Annotated in this window: 16 protein-coding genes; 12 read left to right on the top strand and 4 right to left on the bottom strand. The window is 59.9% G+C overall.

Going from position 1 to position 17,327, the window contains the following annotated elements; all coding sequences use genetic code 11:
- Positions 1-293: 293 nt before the first annotated feature.
- A complete protein-coding gene (locus ACYZT6_RS07925) occupies positions 294-1,697 on the top strand; it encodes an MATE family efflux transporter (protein WP_462026398.1) in 1,404 nt (467 codons plus the stop codon).
- Between the two features lie 108 nt (positions 1,698-1,805).
- On the opposite strand, the gene tusA is transcribed toward ACYZT6_RS07925, so the two are convergent.
- The gene (gene tusA / locus ACYZT6_RS07920; protein WP_462026397.1) at positions 1,806-2,057 is read right to left on the bottom strand and encodes a sulfurtransferase TusA; all 252 of its coding nucleotides are present in this window, start codon (positions 2,055-2,057) and stop codon (positions 1,806-1,808) included.
- A 181-nt stretch (positions 2,058-2,238) separates the two neighbouring features.
- Complete coding sequence (gene rlmM / locus ACYZT6_RS07915; protein ID WP_462026396.1) at positions 2,239-3,312, bottom strand: 23S rRNA (cytidine(2498)-2'-O)-methyltransferase RlmM; 1,074 nt, start codon at positions 3,310-3,312, stop codon at positions 2,239-2,241.
- A gap of 222 nt (positions 3,313-3,534) precedes the next feature.
- Between rlmM and acnA the strand changes: the two genes are divergently transcribed.
- The 5 genes from acnA (at position 3,535) to ACYZT6_RS07890 (ending at position 9,763) form a co-directional block, all read left to right on the top strand.
- Entirely contained in the window at positions 3,535-6,276 is a 2,742-nt protein-coding gene (acnA, locus tag ACYZT6_RS07910; RefSeq protein ID WP_462026395.1) for an aconitate hydratase AcnA, read from the top strand.
- A gap of 244 nt (positions 6,277-6,520) precedes the next feature.
- The gene (locus tag ACYZT6_RS07905; RefSeq protein WP_462026394.1) at positions 6,521-7,312 is read left to right on the top strand and encodes a lysostaphin resistance A-like protein; all 792 of its coding nucleotides are present in this window, start codon (positions 6,521-6,523) and stop codon (positions 7,310-7,312) included.
- Between the two features lie 103 nt (positions 7,313-7,415).
- Entirely contained in the window at positions 7,416-8,981 is a 1,566-nt protein-coding gene (locus ACYZT6_RS07900; protein WP_462026393.1) for a methyl-accepting chemotaxis protein, read from the top strand.
- 128 nt (positions 8,982-9,109) lie between these two features.
- Positions 9,110-9,337 (top strand): hypothetical protein, encoded by a 228-nt coding sequence (locus tag ACYZT6_RS07895; RefSeq protein WP_462026392.1) that lies wholly within the window; start codon positions 9,110-9,112, stop codon positions 9,335-9,337.
- Positions 9,338-9,343: 6 nt separating this feature from the next.
- Positions 9,344-9,763 (top strand): type II toxin-antitoxin system YafO family toxin, encoded by a 420-nt coding sequence (locus ACYZT6_RS07890; RefSeq protein WP_461958005.1) that lies wholly within the window; start codon positions 9,344-9,346, stop codon positions 9,761-9,763.
- A gap of 109 nt (positions 9,764-9,872) precedes the next feature.
- Here the strand turns inward: ACYZT6_RS07890 and ACYZT6_RS07885 are convergent, their stop codons facing one another.
- Both ACYZT6_RS07885 and ACYZT6_RS07880 read right to left on the bottom strand, forming a co-directional pair.
- Positions 9,873-10,232 (bottom strand): DUF6124 family protein, encoded by a 360-nt coding sequence (locus tag ACYZT6_RS07885; protein ID WP_462026391.1) that lies wholly within the window; start codon positions 10,230-10,232, stop codon positions 9,873-9,875.
- A 571-nt stretch (positions 10,233-10,803) separates the two neighbouring features.
- Positions 10,804-11,496, bottom strand: coding sequence for an alpha/beta family hydrolase (locus ACYZT6_RS07880; RefSeq protein ID WP_462026390.1), 693 nt, complete (start codon positions 11,494-11,496; stop codon positions 10,804-10,806).
- Between the two features lie 99 nt (positions 11,497-11,595).
- On the opposite strand from ACYZT6_RS07880, the gene ccoN (ACYZT6_RS07875) reads away from it, so the two are divergent.
- The 6 genes from ccoN (ACYZT6_RS07875) to ccoO (ACYZT6_RS07850) all read left to right on the top strand — a co-directional run bounded on the left by ccoN (ACYZT6_RS07875) (position 11,596) and on the right by ccoO (ACYZT6_RS07850) (position 17,327).
- Positions 11,596-13,020, top strand: coding sequence for a cytochrome-c oxidase, cbb3-type subunit I (gene ccoN, locus ACYZT6_RS07875; protein WP_462026389.1), 1,425 nt, complete (start codon positions 11,596-11,598; stop codon positions 13,018-13,020).
- 10 nt (positions 13,021-13,030) lie between these two features.
- On the top strand, positions 13,031-13,639 hold the full coding sequence (gene ccoO, locus ACYZT6_RS07870; protein ID WP_462026388.1) for a cytochrome-c oxidase, cbb3-type subunit II: 609 nt from the start codon (positions 13,031-13,033) through the stop codon (positions 13,637-13,639).
- A 3-nt stretch (positions 13,640-13,642) separates the two neighbouring features.
- A complete protein-coding gene (locus tag ACYZT6_RS07865; RefSeq protein WP_462026387.1) occupies positions 13,643-13,843 on the top strand; it encodes a cbb3-type cytochrome oxidase subunit 3 in 201 nt (66 codons plus the stop codon).
- Positions 13,840-14,793: a cytochrome-c oxidase, cbb3-type subunit III gene (ccoP, locus tag ACYZT6_RS07860; RefSeq protein WP_462026386.1), complete on the top strand. Its 954-nt coding sequence runs from the start codon at positions 13,840-13,842 to the stop codon at positions 14,791-14,793. Before ACYZT6_RS07865 ends, ccoP begins: the two co-directional genes overlap by 4 nt.
- 483 nt (positions 14,794-15,276) lie before the next feature.
- Entirely contained in the window at positions 15,277-16,719 is a 1,443-nt protein-coding gene (gene ccoN / locus ACYZT6_RS07855) for a cytochrome-c oxidase, cbb3-type subunit I (RefSeq protein WP_462026385.1), read from the top strand.
- Complete coding sequence (gene ccoO / locus ACYZT6_RS07850) at positions 16,719-17,327, top strand: cytochrome-c oxidase, cbb3-type subunit II (RefSeq protein ID WP_131059970.1); 609 nt, start codon at positions 16,719-16,721, stop codon at positions 17,325-17,327. Before ccoN (ACYZT6_RS07855) ends, ccoO (ACYZT6_RS07850) begins: the two co-directional genes overlap by 1 nt.

Genomic DNA, 17,327 nt, shown 5'->3' with positions numbered 1-17,327 from the left:
TGAACTCCCTTGTAGCAGCTGCCGAGCTGCGCGAGGCTGCGTCCGGCGACGCAGTCGTCGTAAACCCTGCAAACGCGGTTTCCTGACACTCCGCAGGGGATGATTTCACGACGACTTCGTCGCCGGACGCAGCCTCGCGCAGCTCGGCAGCTGCTACATGGTTGAGTCGCCACAGGAAATGTCGTCACGTTCGAAAACCGATTACAAATAGGTAACACAGGACTTTTCCTGACCACTGCGTCAAGGCGTAGAATGCGCCGCCTCGTGCATCAAAATCTTTGGACGTTTCGCCCTTGAATTCCGTGACTGACCGCCCCGCCGCTACTTCCCTCTCACGCCCGGCCCGGGTTCGCCTGGAGCTGAAAAACCTGCTCGGCCTGGCGCTGCCGATCATGATCGCGCAACTGGCGACCACCGCCATGGGCTTCGTCGATGCGGTGATGGCGGGTCGGGTCGGCCCGCGCGATCTGGCGGCCGTGGCGCTCGGCAACTCGATCTGGGTTCCGGTGTTTCTGTTGATGACCGGCACCTTGCTGGCCACCACCCCGAAAGTCGCCCAGCGCTTCGGTGCCGGCACCCACAGCGAGATCGGTCCGATCGTGCGTCAGGCGTTATGGCTGGCCTTGGTGGTGGGTTTGATGGCAACCGGCATGCTGTTCAGTGCCGAACCGATCCTGCACATAATGAAGGTCGATCCCGAACTGATCGGCCCGTGCATGCAATACCTGCACGGCATCGCCAGCGGCCTGCCCGCCGTCGCCTTCTACCATGTGCTGCGTTGCTTCAGTGACGGACTGGGGCGTACGCGTCCGGCGATGGTCCTCGGCCTGTGCGGGTTGGCGCTGAATATCCCGCTGAACTACATCTTCATCTATGGGCACTTCGGTGTGCCGGCCATGGGCGGTGTCGGTTGCGGCTGGGCCACGGCGATTGTGATGTGGGTGATGGCGCTGGGCATGGTCGGCTGGGAACGCTGGGCTCCGGCGTATCAGTCGAGCCAGTTGTTCAGCCGTTTCGACTGGCCGCAATGGTCGGTGATCAAACGCCTGCTGGGCATCGGCCTGCCGATCGGCATCGCGGTGTTCGCCGAGTCGAGCATCTTCGCCGTGATCGCCCTGCTGATCGGCAGCCTCGGCGCCACTGTGGTTGCAGGACACCAGATCGCCCTGAACTTCAGCTCGCTGGTGTTCATGATCCCCTACTCCCTCGGCATGGCCGTGACCGTGCGGGTCGGCCAGGCGCTCGGTCGCCAGGAACCGCGTGAAGCGCGCTTCGCCGCCGGTGTCGGCATGGGCACGGCGCTGGCGTATGCGTGCATTTCAGCGAGCATGATGCTGTTGCTGCGCGAACACATTGCAACGATCTACACCGCCGACCCGACGGTGATTCAGGTCGCGGCGATGCTGATTGTGTATTCGGCGCTGTTCCAGTTTTCCGACGCAATCCAGGTCACTGCGGCCGGCGCACTGCGCGGTTATCAGGACACTCGGGTGACGATGATCCTGACGCTGTTCGCCTATTGGGGGATCGGTTTGCCGGTGGGTTACGCGCTGGGCCTGACCGACTGGTTCGGCACGCCGAGCGGCCCGAGCGGGCTGTGGCAGGGTTTGATCGTGGGCTTGAGTTGCGCGGCGTTGATGCTGTCGATCCGCCTGACGCGCAGTGCACGCAAACGGATCCGCAACGGGCTGAGTTGACCCTGTGGGAGCCAGCCTGCTGGCGATTGCGGTGATTCAGTCAACAATGATGTTGAGTTTGAATCAGCCATCGCCAGCAGGCTGGCTCCCACAGTAGTTTTTTGTGGGTCAATCGGACTTCTTGCGGATCCAGTAGAGGTAGGCGCCTGCCTCTTCGTGCTGCGCAACCAGTTCATGGTCAAGAAACACGCAGAACTTGGGAATGTCGCGACGGGTCGACGGGTCGGTCGCGATCACCTTGAGCAGGCCGCCGGGTGCCAGGTCTCGGATGTGCTGGTGCAGCATCATCACCGGTTCCGGGCAGTTGAGGCCGGTGGCGTCGAGGGTGCCGTCTACCGGCGTATCAAGCATTTCACTCATGATTCACTCCTGAAACTGGCCGGCATTGTCGCGCATTGCCGGGTGTTCGGTCATCTGTTGCGTGCATCACCCCCGCCCCTGTAGGAGCGAGGCTTGCCCGCGAAGGCCGCGCTGCGGTGTATCTGTAGGACCGAGGTGTGGCCTTCGCGGGCAAGCCTCGCTCCTACAGGGGCCTAATGCTTTATCGGGATTTTGTTTTTTTCACATCAATCCGGCGCAAGTGGCAGGTTACTTCTTCACGGTCGTGATACAGCTGTTTACAGCCGATCTCGACCCGAATCCCGCGCTCCTTGAACCCCTCGGCAATGCGCTCCAGCAAGCGTTTCACTTCGGCGTAACGCTGTTTCATCGGCAACTTCAGGTTGACCACCGCTTCGCGGCAATGGCCCTCGCCAATCCACTCTTCCAGCATTGCGGCGTTGCGCGCCGGTTTCTCGACGATGTCGCAGACCATCCAGTCCACCGGCTGCCGGGGCTTGAAGGTGAAACCGTCGGCCATCAAGTGCTGCACCAGACCGGTGTCCATCAGGCTTTCGGCCATCGGACCGTTGTCGATCGCGGTCACCAGCATGCCACGGTTGACCAGTTGCCAGGTCCAGCCGCCGGGTGCGGCTCCGAGGTCGACCCCGGTCATGTCGCTGTGCAAGCGCTCATCCCACTGATCGCGAGGGATGAAGTGGTGCCACGCCTCTTCCAGCTTCAGCGTCGAACGACTTGGCGCTTCGCGGGGAAACTTCAGCCGCGGAATGCCCATCGGCCACATCGCCGAGTTGTTGGACTCGGCCAGGCCCATGAACACTTCACGGCCGCTTTTGAAGGTCAGCAGCAGGCGCGGTTTGTGCGCGTCTTCCACCAACTTGCCGGCCGCCATCAGCGCTTTGCGCAGGTGGCCTTCGAATTTCTTGCAGAAGTTCGACAGTTCCTTGCCATCGTTGGTGTCGACCATTTCCAGCCACAGGCTGCCGCACAGCGGGAAGTCCGCCATGTGGGCGAGGATCACGCTGATACGGTCGGTTTCCGGCAGGTCGATGAAGATCCCGCGGGCCCATTGGCGTGGAAAGATCAGCTCGGCGAAACGCTGGCCGCGCATCAGGCGCTCGGCGCCGTCTTCTTCGGTGCAGATGAATTCGGCGCAGGCGCTGGCGGTCTTGGCCTTGGCATAACCGGCCACATTCAGCCGTGCGGCGTGTTCGGAAATCTCGGAACAGACTTCGCCTTCGAAGCCCGGCCGGCAATGCATAAAGAGGGTGTTCATTCTTACTCCTGGGCAGTTGGCGAAGAATTCAGCCACTGCGCGATGCCCAGGCTTGCGTTGAAGCAAAGCCTGTCACGAAAACCGGCGCATGATAGCCGAGTTCGCAACCTTGGACTTGGCCATAGAGTCCAGTTATTAGCTTTAACGAATGAACAGGGCTAGGTTAAGGGCTCTGTCTGTCCCGTCAGTCCGTAGCCGTGCGGACCCAAAGGAGTCATTTCAATGCCGTCCCTCGATAGCCTGAAAACCCTTAAAACTTTAGAAATCGACGACAAGACCTATCACTATTTCAGCTTGCCGGATGCCGCCAAAAGCCTCGGCGATCTGGACAAGCTGCCCATGTCGTTGAAAGTGCTGCTGGAAAACCTGCTGCGCTGGGAAGATGAAAAAACCGTCACCGGCGCCGACCTTCGGGCGATTGCCGCCTGGCTCAAGGAGCGTCGCTCAGACCGCGAAATTCAATACCGTCCCGCGCGGGTATTAATGCAGGACTTTACCGGCGTTCCCGCCGTGGTCGACCTGGCCGCCATGCGCGCCGCCATGGCCAAGGCCGGCGGCGACCCGCAGCGTATCAATCCGCTGTCGCCGGTGGATCTGGTGATCGACCACTCGGTGATGGTCGACAAATTTGGCAGTTCCAGCGCCTTCGAACAGAACGTCGACATCGAAATGCAGCGTAACGGCGAGCGTTACGCGTTCCTGCGATGGGGCCAGAGCGCCTTCGACAACTTCAGCGTGGTGCCGCCGGGCACGGGCATTTGCCACCAGGTCAATCTGGAATATCTGGGCCGCACGGTCTGGACCAAGGACGAGGACGGCCGCACCTACGCCTTCCCGGACACCCTGGTCGGCACCGACTCCCACACCACCATGATCAACGGCCTCGGCGTGCTTGGCTGGGGTGTCGGCGGGATTGAAGCGGAAGCAGCGATGCTGGGCCAGCCGGTGTCGATGCTGATCCCGGAAGTGATCGGCTTCAAACTCACCGGCAAGCTAAAGGAAGGCATCACCGCCACCGACCTGGTGCTGACCGTCACGCAGATGTTGCGCAAGAAAGGCGTGGTCGGAAAATTCGTCGAGTTCTACGGTGACGGCCTCGCCGATCTACCGCTGGCCGACCGCGCGACCATTGCCAACATGGCCCCTGAGTACGGCGCCACTTGCGGCTTTTTCCCGGTGGACGACATCACCCTGGAGTATCTGCGGCTGTCCGGTCGCCCACTTGAAACCGTGAAACTGGTCGAGGCCTACAGTAAAGCCCAGGGTCTGTGGCGCCTGCCGGGCCAGGAACCGGTGTTCACCGACACCCTGGCGCTGGACATGGGCAGCGTCGAAGCCAGCCTGGCCGGGCCGAAACGCCCACAGGACCGGGTCTCGCTGCCGAATGTCGCGCAAGCGTTCAGTGACTTCATCGACCTGCAATTCAAACCCACCAGCAAGGAAGTCGGTCGCCTGGAAAGCGAAGGCGGTGGTGGCGTCGCGGTGGGCAATGCCGATCTGGCCGGTGAAGCTGATTACGAATACGACGGCCAGGTGTATCGTCTGAAAAACGGCGCGGTGGTGATCGCCGCGATCACGTCCTGCACCAACACCTCCAACCCAAGCGTGATGATGGCCGCCGGGCTGGTGGCGAAAAAAGCCGTGGAGAAAGGCCTCAAGCGCAAACCGTGGGTCAAGAGTTCCCTGGCCCCCGGCTCGAAAGTGGTCACCGACTACTACAAGGCTGCCGGCCTGACCCAATACCTCGATGAACTGGGTTTTGCCTTGGTCGGCTACGGCTGCACCACCTGCATCGGCAACTCCGGGCCCTTGCCGGAACCGATCGAAAAAGCCATTCAGGCTGCCGACCTGACCGTCGCCTCGGTGCTGTCGGGTAACCGTAACTTTGAAGGCCGGGTGCATCCGCTGGTGAAAACCAACTGGCTCGCCTCCCCGCCGCTGGTCGTGGCCTATGCGCTGGCGGGTACGGTGCGGACCGACATCAGCAGCGAGCCATTGGGCAACGACAAGAACGGCAATCCTGTGTACTTGCGGGACATCTGGCCGAGTACCCAAGAGATTGCCGACGCCGTGAATCAGGTCAACACCGCCATGTTCCACAAGGAATACGCCGAAGTGTTTGCCGGCGACGAGCAATGGCAAGCGATTGAAGTGCCGCAAGCGGCGACGTATGTCTGGCAGGACGATTCGACTTACATCCAGCATCCGCCATTCTTCGATGAAATCGGCGGGCCACCGCCCGTGGTCAAGGACGTCGCCGGCGCCAGGGTCCTCGCGCTCCTCGGCGACTCGGTGACCACCGACCACATCTCCCCCGCCGGCAACATCAAGGCTGACAGCCCGGCCGGTCATTACCTGCGCGAGAAAGGCGTGGAACCGCGTGACTTCAACTCCTACGGTTCGCGTCGCGGCAACCACGAAGTGATGATGCGCGGCACCTTTGCCAATATCCGCATCCGCAACGAGATGCTCAGCGGCGAAGAAGGCGGCAACACGATCTACATTCCGACCGGGGAAAGGATGCCGATCTACGACGCCGCCATGCGTTATCAAGCCTCTGGCACGCCGCTGGTGGTGATCGCCGGGCAAGAATACGGCACCGGCTCGAGCCGCGACTGGGCGGCCAAGGGCACCAATCTGCTGGGAGTGAAGGCGGTGATCGCTGAAAGCTTCGAGCGGATTCACCGCTCCAACCTGGTGGGCATGGGCGTGCTGCCGTTGCAGTTCAAGCTGGATCAGAACCGCAAAAGCCTGAACCTGACCGGCAAGGAAACGCTGGACATCCTGGGTTTGACCGGCGTGGAGTTGACGCCGCGGATGAACCTGACACTCATCATCACCCGCGAGGATGGCAGCCGCGAGAAAGTCGAGGTGTTGTGCCGGATCGATACGCTCAATGAAGTCGAGTACTTCAAGTCAGGGGGGATTTTGCATTACGTGTTGCGGCAGTTGATTGCGTCGTAACCGCCTGCTGATACAGACACCGCCTTCGGGCGGTGTTTTTGTTTGGGCCTGTTTATAATCGCGCCCCGCAAACACTGCACACTTTGTGGCGAGGGAGCTTGCTCCCGCTCGACTGCGAGCAGTCGGAAATCAAGCCGATGCGATCTGACTGAAGTTTCGGGTCACCGGGTTTGGGGCTGCTTCGCACCCCAGCGGGAGCAAGCTCCCTCGCCACAAAAGCTCTTCAGCCTCAAAGGACTAATTTATGCTCGCCCTGCCATGGACTTACCTGGCCCTTCTCTCCCTCGGCTACGCCCTCGCCCTGACCTACGGCCAACTCGGCTGGCTGGCCGGCATCTCCGTCGCGCTGCTGCTGGTCGCCGGTTTCGCGGTCCGTCAGCAAAAGATTCCCGTCGCTCGCTACCTCGGCCACGCCGTGTTCATCATCCTGGCCCTGGCCCTGGCGATGCACTGGCTGCCAGGTTTCTACAACGGTCGCGGCATCGATCCGCAACGCTTCACCGACGATGCCGTGCCGTTTTCCATGTATCTGAATCAGGACAAACCCCTGATCGGCTTCTGGCTGTTACTGGTGTGCCCGTGGATTGTCGGCCGGCGTTCCCTGCGCCTTTCAGCTTATGCCACAGCACTCGCCCTGACTTTGAGCGCCGTCTTGGCTTTGGGCGGCGCACTTGTGCTGGGTGTGATCAGTTGGGCACCGAAGTGGCCGGATCAAGCCGGGTTGTGGGTGCTGAACAATCTGCTGCTGGTGACGCTGGTGGAGGAAGCGCTGTTTCGTGGTTACATCCAGGGCGGTCTGAGCCGGCACTTCAAACACCTGCCCTACGGTGAAAACCTGGCGTTGCTGCTCGCATCGCTGCTGTTCGGCCTGGTGCATGTGGGGGCGGGTTGGCACTGGGTGCTGCTGGCGGGTCTGGCAGGTGTCGGCTATGGTCTGGCCTACCGTTTTGGCGGTTTGGGGGCGGCCATCGCCACCCACTTCGGCCTGAACCTGCTGCATTTCGCACTGTTCACTTACCCGATGCTCGCCGGCTGATGCAATGGCCGTTTTGCGACGCGCCGCTGATTATTGAAAAATAATTTCAATAAAATCCTGACGCCGCCGACAACCTCTCAAAGCCTTGCGGATTGAAAAAGCCATGCGTAACAACCAGCCCACCACACAACGCGAACGGACCTTCCCGGCTCAGCAACGGTTGATTTCCACCACCGATGCCAAGGGCGTGATCACCTACTGCAACGACGCCTTCGTCGAAATCAGCGGGTTTTCTCGTGAGGAGCTGATCCGTGCGCCGCATAACCTGGTCCGTCACCCCGACGTCCCGGCCGCGGTGTTCGCGCACATGTGGGGCACACTGAAACAAGGCTTGCCATGGATGGGCATTGTCAAGAATCGCTGCAAGACCGGTGACCACTACTGGGTTAACGCCTATGTCACACCGGTTTTCGAAGGCAATCAGGTCGTCGGTTACGAATCGGTGCGGGTCAAACCCACCGCCGAGCAGATCCGCCGTGCCGAAGCGCTCTACCAACGCATCAACCAAGGCAAGTCGGCCGTACCTTCGACAGACAAATGGTTGCCGGTGCTTCAGGACTGGCTGCCGTTCATTTTGGTCAGCCAGCTGAGCTTCATGATCGGCGCATCCCTTAACTCCCAGTGGGGCTTCGCCCTCGCCGCCGGTCTTTCGGTGCCCCTGGGCCTGTTGGGACTGAGCTGGCAACAGCGTGGCCTCAAGCGCTTGCTGCGCCTGGCCGAGCAAACCACTTCTGACCCGCTGATCGCGCAGATGTACACCGACAGTCGCGGCGCTCAAGCGCGTCTGGAAATGTCGATCCTCAGCCAGGAAGCCCGCCTGAAAACCTGCCTGACCCGCCTGCAGGACACCGCCGAGCACCTGACCGAGCAAGCGAAGCAGTCCGACGCCCTGGCCCACAACAGTTCCACGGGCCTGGAACGTCAACGGGTCGAAACCGAGCAAGTGGCCACCGCCGTCAATCAGATGGCCGCCACCACGCAGGAAGTCGCCAGCCACGTACAGCGCACCGCCGACGCCACTCAGGAAGCCAATCGCCTGACCGGTCGCGGTCGCGACATCGCCGGGGAAACCCGCGAAGCCATCCAGCGCTTGTCGGTGGTGGTCGGTGAAACCGGCCTGACCGTGACCCAACTGGCCAAGGACAGCGACGAAATCGGCGGCGTGGTCGATGTAATCAAAGGCATCGCCGACCAGACCAACCTGCTGGCCCTCAACGCTGCTATCGAAGCCGCGCGTGCCGGCGAGATGGGCCGTGGTTTTGCGGTGGTGGCTGACGAAGTGCGCCAACTGGCACAACGCACCAGCGAATCCACCGGGCAGATTCACGCCCTGATCGCCAAGCTGCAACAGACCGCCAGCACCGCGGTGCAAACCATGGAAGCCGGGCATCGCCAGGCGGAAGAAGGCGTGGCGCGGGTATTGGAAGCGGATCAGGCGCTGGTGGGGATCAGCGAAGCGGTGGCCAACATCACCGACATGACCACCCAGATCGCTGCCGCGACCGAAGAGCAAAGTGCGGTGGCTGAAGAGATCAGCCGCAACATCAGCAACATCTCGCAACTGGCGGATCAGACTTCGGAACAGGCGCAGCATTCGGCGTTGTTGAGTGAAGAGCTGACGAAGACGGCGAATACGCAGTATTCGTTGGTGGAGCGGTTTAACCGCTGATTGAATTGGTAATGCAAAAAACCCGGATAGCGAGAGCTTCCGGGTTTTTTATTGTGGCTCACCGCGTGACTACACATAGGGGCGCCATGCCCTACAAGCACGCCAGAATCCGCTGACTGGTGCACTTTTTGGGTCCGCTCTATCGTTTGCCGGTAGAAACCCAATCCCTTAAGCTGGTCAGCATGAATACATCTCCTTTGGAGGCTCCGATGGCCACCACCAGAAAGATCGACAAGCCGGTCAAAAAAGTCGTTCGCGATGAACTGACTTTTCTTGATGTCCGGCAAGCCGCGCGTGATGGGCAGAAAGCGTTCGATAAATATGTGATCACTGGCAAGCTACCCATAACAAAGTAGCCATAGATGCCAGCCGTCAAAATCTCTGCGCTTTTTGAACAAATCAGCAATTGGAAAAACTTCGCCGCTCATTTTTATAACTACAAAGTGTGCGGTGAACTGCCCGCTATTTTCGGACGAGACGAACGACTCGACCTCAGCGATATGCACCACATCCACCTGGCCAGCACCCAAGCGATCCAGGCACGATGGGCAAAAATAGACCGCCAGTATTATCGAACCGCCCTGGTTGACGATCCTGACAACGACTTCTGGCTTATCTACGCCTACGACGCTTTCCGGGATGAATACCTTTTGCTGACGATCACTGGCCCGGATGCCCATAACCGGAGTGAGTGGGGCTCATTCCTGCGCACCGTGCATTGCGAGATTGTTGAGCCATGGGTTGTGGGAAAAGTCATCTACCTGGACCTCGATGACTTCTGACCAACAGGCTGGCCAGTTCTCGGAACACGCATTGAGTGGGGTGATAACAAAAAAACCAGATAGTGAAAGCTATCCGGTTTTTTTGTTTTTGATTTGGCGTTATTCGCGGTTACTGCGGCAAACGGAGCCTGTCCAGCAGTCGATTCACCAGCAGCTCGTTCAACATAATCAGTTGTTGCAGCGCCAGCAGCGGCTTGCGCTCCGGGCCTCTCACCGAGTTGGCGATATTGCCGGCCATGGCGTTGGCTGACGACAGTGATTCACTGGCTTCGACGAGCAGCGTTTCGTCATCGAGCGTGGGATCGACCATGTAGATGGGGCGGGCCTTGGGCGGAAAGTACTTCGGAATTTCAGTGCCGAGGTAAAAGTCGAGTGCGCGGTCGGCGGCTTCTTTTGTCTTTTGAGACTCAAGCTCGGGGTCGTGGGGGATTGGGTCGACTTCTGGTGGGTTTGGTGTGGCTTTGAACATATATGAAGCTCCGTATCGAAAAATAGGAGCCATCACCCTCGCTACCAAACGGCGGGTGGCGGCCATGCGCGGGTTGGTAGACCGGTCGAATACGGAACCCGGCGCTCACGAATGAGCCCCACGCATGCCCACCATATAAAACTGAGCCGCAAAAAAGAGGCTGCATAAGGTGATGCCATACGACCGTAAACGAGCGGGCTACCAAACCCGATCACTGTTTTTCAGTGACAGGGAAACGATATAGCCCGCCCCATAGCCGTGTAAGCCGGGGGATTCTGGTGTAGGCGTAGGCAACGACGCAAGGTGTTGTAGCCCTTATGGCGTAACGGTTCGTGTACTTTAAACGTACTTACCGGAGCAATTTAATCAAGGTCAGAATCAAGCCAAGCGCTCCGATTCTGGCCTTTTCTTGGAAAAGAGCATTCACTAGGGAGCGTCTCTGAGCAGCCGTTACCGCAGCAACGGATATGTACCCAAACGAAAACCGTGTTGCAGCTGACATCCTCCCCCCTCACCCCAGCCCTCTCCCTCCAAGGGGGCGAGGGGGAAAGGGAGCCGATCTCCATGCGGTTCAGAATTTTGGTGAAGCCTTGAGAAACCCAGCAACCTTCTCCGCCGCCGAAGCCAAATGCTGCTCATGCGTAAACCCAGAAACCTTGAGCGGCTTCAAATCATGATCCCCTGCCCCCAACCAAAACACCTCAATCCCCGGCGATAACGAATACCCCTCAACCGCCTCCCGATTACCGAGAGCATCCCGCTCGCCTTGCACGATCAATGTCCGAGTCTGCAAAGAAGCCAAATGCTCGACCCGAGGTTTCTCCGGCTTACCGACCGCATAAAACGGATAACCCAGACACAGTAGCGCGTCCACTTGCAGCTCATCCGCCAAAAGACTGGCCATCCGCCCGCCCATGGACTTGCCGCCAATGGCCAAACGCCCAGTGACATGGCGTCGCACCACGGCATACACCTCACGCCAGCATTCCAAAAGTTTCGGTGCCGGATTCGGTGGACGCTTGCCCCCATCCACACGCCGTTGCGCCATGTACGGAAACTCGAAGCGCAGCACGTTGACGCCTTGACCGGCAAGGCGTTCAGCCATGTCGTTCATCCAGCCGCTGTCCATCGGTGCGCCGGCACCGTGGGCGAGGATCAGGGTTACCGATGCAGGTCCTGAGGCGGCATTCCATAACCATCCATGATCCCGCACACACCGCGCCCATTGATCCCCGTCAATACTGGCCTTGTGCTGTTTGTCCATGCTTGCCTCGCTTTTAGTCTGCCTATAACTCCAGGCGAAGGACGCGCAGCCTTTTTGTTGCAAGCGTGCTCACTTCGGCTGAACCGTGGATGGGGAACCATGAACACTTCTATCAGTACCGCCTACAACTACAAGGTGGTCCGCCAATTCGCCATTATGACGGTGGTGTGGGGCATCGTCGGCATGGGGCTCGGGGTTTTTCTCGCGGCCCAATTGGTCTGGCCGGAACTCAACTTCGATTTGCCGTGGACCAGTTTCGGCCGGTTGCGCCCGCTGCACACCAACGCCGTGATTTTCGCTTTCGGCGGTTGCGCCCTGTTCGCCAGTTCGTTGTACTCCGTACAAAGGACGTGCCAGACCCGCTTATTTGCTCCCGCAGTTGCCGCCTTCTGCTTCTGGGGCTGGCAAGTGGTGATCCTGCTGGCGGCCATCAGCCTGCCGTTGGGTTACACCAGCTCCAAGGAATACGCCGAGCTGGAATGGCCGATCGACATCCTGATCACCATCGTCTGGGTCGCCTACGCCATCGTGTTCTTCGGCACATTGGCCAAGCGCAAGACCAAGCACATCTACGTCGGCAACTGGTTCTTCGGTGCGTTCATCATCACCGTGGCGATTTTGCACATCGTCAACAACGTTGAATTGCCGGTGAGTTTCACCAAGTCCTACTCGGTGTACGCCGGTGCGACCGATGCCATGGTCCAGTGGTGGTACGGCCACAACGCCGTAGGCTTTTTCCTCACCGCCGGTTTCCTCGGGATGATGTACTACTTCGTGCCGAAACAGGCCGAGCGTCCGGTGTATTCCTATCGCTTATCCATCGTGCACTTTTGGGCGCTGATCACCCTGTACATCTGGGCCGGCCCGCACCACTTGCACTACACCGCGTTGCCGGACTGGGCGCAGTCGCTGGGCATGGTGATGTCGCTGATCCTGCTGGCACCGAGCTGGGGCGGAATGATCAACGGGATGATGACGCTCTCGGGCGCCTGGCATAAGTTGCGCAGCGACCCGATCCTGCGCTTCCTCGTGGTGTCCCTGGCGTTCTACGGCATGTCGACCTTCGAAGGGCCGATGATGGCCATCAAGACGGTCAACGCCCTCTCCCACTACACCGACTGGACCATCGGCCACGTTCATGCCGGAGCACTCGGCTGGGTGGCGATGATTTCCATCGGCGCGCTGTACCACATGATCCCGAAAATCTTCGGTCGCCCGCAGATGCACAGCATCGGCCTGATCAACGCGCACTTCTGGCTCGCCACCATCGGCACCGTGCTGTACATCGCGTCCATGTGGGTCAACGGCATCGCCCAGGGCCTCATGTGGCGCGCAGTCAACGAAGACGGCACGCTGACCTACTCCTTCGTCGAAACCCTGGTGGCCAGCCACCCAGGCTTCGTCGTGCGTCTGGTAGGCGGTGCGATCTTCCTCAGCGGCATGTTCCTGATGGCTTACAACACCTGGCGCACCGTGCGGGCCTCGCAGCCTGCCGAAGTCGCCGCTGCCGCGCAGATGGCCTGAGGAGTCCGCCATGAAACACGAAACAATCGAGAAAAACGTCGGCCTGCTGTTGCTGCTGATGGTGCTGGCCGTGAGCATCGGCGGTCTGACCCAGATCGTCCCGCTGTTCTTCCAGGACGTGACCAATAAACCGGTGGAAGGCATGAAGCCCTACACCGCGTTGCAACTGGAAGGTCGCGACATTTACATCCGCGAAGGCTGCGTCGGTTGCCACTCGCAGATGATCCGGCCGTTTCGCGCCGAGACCGAACGTTATGGGCACTACTCGGTGGCCGGTGAAAGTGTCTGGGATCACCCGTTTCTCTGGGGTTCCAAGCGCACCGGACCGGACCTGGCCCGGGTCGGCGGTCGTTATTCCGAAGACTGGCACCGCGCGCACTTGTACAACCCGCGCAACGTCGTGCCCGAGTCGAAGATGCCTGCCTACCCATGGCTGGTCACGCAGGCGGTCGACAGCAGCCACACCGAAACCAAGATCAAGGCCATGCGCACCCTGGGCGTGCCGTACACCGACGACGACATCGCCGGCAGCGTGGCCTCGCTCAAGGGCAAGACCGAAATGGACGCATTGGTCGCCTACCTGCAAGTGCTCGGCACTGCGATCAAGAGCAAGAGGTGAGCCATGGTCTTTGAGATGAGCAGTGGAATGATCCGCGGCCTCGGCACGGTCGTGGTGTTCGTGGCCTTCGTCGGCCTGACCCTGTGGGTGTTCAACAGCAAGCGCGGCCCGGAATTCGCCGAAGCGCGCCTGTTGCCGTTCGCCGACGAACCGCAACCCGACAGCACCCAAGAACCTGCAACAACAAGGAGTACCCGGCCATGACCACCTTCTGGAGTACGTGGATCTGCGTACTGACCATCGGCAGCCTGATCGGCCTGACCTGGCTGCTGATCGGCACCCGCAAGGGCGAAACCAAGGGCAGCGTCGACCAGACCATGGGCCACAGCTTCGACGGCATCGAGGAGTACGACAATCCGCTGCCGCAGTGGTGGTTCATGCTGTTCGCCGGCACGCTGGTGTTTGCCGTGGGTTACCTGATTCTTTATCCGGGCCTGGGCAACTGGAAAGGCGTTCTACCGGGTTACGAGGATGGCTGGACCGGCGTCCACGAATGGGAAAAGGAGATGAACAAGGCCGACGCCAGGTTCGGGCCGATCTTCGCCAAATTTGCCGCCATGCCCGTGGAAGAAGTGGCCAATGACCCGCAAGCGCTGAAAATGGGTGGTCGTCTGTTCGCGTCCAACTGCTCGGTGTGCCACGGCTCGGATGCCAAGGGTGCCTTCGGCTTCCCGAACCTGGCCGACAGCAACTGGCGCTGGGGCGGCGATGCCGAGATGATCAAGACCACGATCATGGGCGGTCGCATGGCGGCAATGCCGGCCTGGGGTGAAATCCTCGGTGATGTCGGCGTGAAGAACGTGGCCGCGTATGTGCGTCATGAACTGGCCGGCCTGCCATTGCCGGCAGACAGCACCGCCGATCTGCACGCCGGACAGCAAGCGTTCAGCACCACCTGCGTAGCCTGTCATGGGGCAAACGGCCAGGGCACTGAAGCCATGGGCGCGCCGAATCTGACGCAACCAGCCGGATTTATCTACGGTACAAGCCTGGCGCAGTTGCAACAGACCATTCGTCATGGCCGCCAGGGCCATATGCCGGCACAGAATGAATTGCTCGGCAACGACAAGGTGCAATTGCTCGCCGCCTACGTGTACAGCTTGTCGCACGGTCTGAGCACCGAGCGCTTGCAAGCCGAAGGCAAACGCGAATAAATCTCGACCGCTCTACTGCCGCATTCTCCCGGATGCGGCAGTTCCCTGCCTCTTTGCGACCAAGTGTCGCACCCCTCCGCTGGTCCTCCTTTCGATTCCCCGGATTCGGGTCTAAGCTTGTTCCGGTGCGAACTGGCATGAGCCGGTTCCAGGTCGACTCAACCCGATGTGTTCGACGAATCTGCTCGATGACAGGCCGCAAAGGCTGGTAGATACCGGCTGTCGTGCCAATTGCCATCGATCACCTGATCGTTGTGTTTGAACACACCCCGTAACAACTGACCTGACCCCCTCACCCTTTTCGTTCGCTGCGACATTTTGTCCAAGGCCGATTTTGTCCTTACGCGGCGCATGGAAAGGCCGCAGAATCAGCTTTTGAAAGCATTGACCCAGGTCATGGCGCGTTGCAATGACCCCCCGCTTTCTACATACTTGCGGCCGATTTTTACTCCTAATAAAACACCCAAACCGTGGAACCTTAGAATGAGCACAGCAATCAGTCCGACTGCTTATAACTATAAGGTAGTCCGCCAGTTCGCCATCATGACGGTGGTCTGGGGGATCCTTGGCATGGGGCTTGGTGTCTTCATCGCCTCGCAACTGGTCTGGCCGGAGTTGAACTTCGGTCTGGAATGGACGAGCTTTGGACGCCTGCGCCCGTTGCACACCAACCTGGTGATTTTCGCCTTCGGTGGTTGTGCACTGTTTGCCACTTCTTATTACGTCGTGCAGCGAACCTGCCAAACGCGACTGATTTCCGACAGCCTCGCCGCCTTCCACTTCTGGGGATGGCAAGCGGTGATCATCGGCGCAATCGTTACCTTGCCGCTGGGTTACACCACCACCAAGGAATACGCGGAACTGGAATGGCCCCTGGCTATTCTGCTGGCCATTGTCTGGGTCACCTACGGTCTGGTGTTCTTCGGCACCATCGTCAAGCGCAAGACCAAGCACATCTATGTGGGTAACTGGTTCTACGGCGCCTTCATCGTCGTGACGGCGATGCTGCACATCGTCAACCACATGTCACTGCCGGTCAGCCTGTTCAAGTCCTACTCTGCCTACTCGGGTGCGACTGACGCGATGATTCAGTGGTGGTACGGTCACAACGCGGTCGGTTTCTTCCTGACCACGGGCTTCCTGGGGATGATGTACTACTTCGTTCCAAAGCAGGCCGAGCGTCCGATCTACTCCTATCGCCTGTCGATCGTGCACTTCTGGGCGCTGATCACCCTGTACATCTGGGCCGGTCCGCACCACCTGCACTACACCGCACTGCCAGACTGGGCTCAGTCCCTGGGCATGGCGATGTCGATCATCCTGCTGGCTCCGAGCTGGGGCGGCATGATCAACGGCATGATGACCCTGTCGGGCGCCTGGCATAAGCTGCGCACCGACCCGATCCTGCGCTTCCTCGTGGTATCGCTGGCGTTCTACGGCATGTCGACCTTCGAAGGTCCGATGATGGCCATCAAGACCGTGAACTCGCTGTCGCACTACACCGACTGGACCATCGGCCACGTACACGCCGGTGCCTTGGGCTGGGTAGCGATGATCTCGATCGGTGCCATCTACCACATGATCCCGAAACTGTTCGGTCGCGCGCAGATGCACAGCATCGGCCTGATCAACGCGCACTTCTGGCTCGCGACCATCGGTACCGTTCTGTACATCGCTTCGATGTGGGTCAACGGCATCACCCAGGGTCTGATGTGGCGTGCAATCAACGACGACGGCACCCTCACCTACTCGTTCGTCGAAGCCCTGCAAGCCAGCCACCCTGGTTTCATCGTTCGCGCCCTGGGCGGTGCGTTCTTTGCCAGCGGCATGCTGTTCATGGCCTACAACGTATGGCGCACCGTACGTGCCTCGAACCCGGCTGAAGCTGAAGCCGCCGCTCAGATTGCTGTAGTTGGAGCTCACTGATGAAGCATGAAGCAGTCGAGAAGAACATTGGCCTGCTGGCCTTCTTCATGGTTATCGCCGTCAGCATCGGCGGCCTGACCCAGATCGTTCCGCTGTTTTTCCAGGACGTCACCAACAAGCCGGTCGAAGGCATGAAGCCTCGTACCGCCCTTGAAGTCGAAGGACGTGACGTCTATATCGCCAACGGTTGTGTCGGCTGCCACTCGCAGATGATCCGCCCGTTCCGTGCTGAAACCGAACGTTACGGCCACTACTCGGTGGCCGGTGAAAGCGTCTGGGACCACCCGTTCCTGTGGGGTTCCAAGCGTACCGGTCCGGACCTGGCCCGTGTCGGCGGTCGTTACTCCGATGACTGGCAGCGTGCGCATTTGTACAACCCGCGCAACGTAGTGCCTGAGTCGAAAATGCCGGCCTACCCGTTCCTCGTGGAAAACAAGCTCGACGGCAAAGACACCGCCAAGAAACTGGAAGTCTTGCGCACGCTCGGCGTCCCTTACACCGACGAAGACATCGCCGGCGCCAAGGATGCTGTGAAGGGCAAAACCGAAATGGACGCGCTGGTGGCCTATCTGCAAGGCCTGGGCACCATCATCAAAAGCAAACGGTGA

Source organism: Pseudomonas sp. RT6P73 (genome assembly GCF_054897715.1).
Note: the sequence above shows the minus strand (reverse complement) of the source record. Positions and strands in the feature narration are given on the sequence as shown.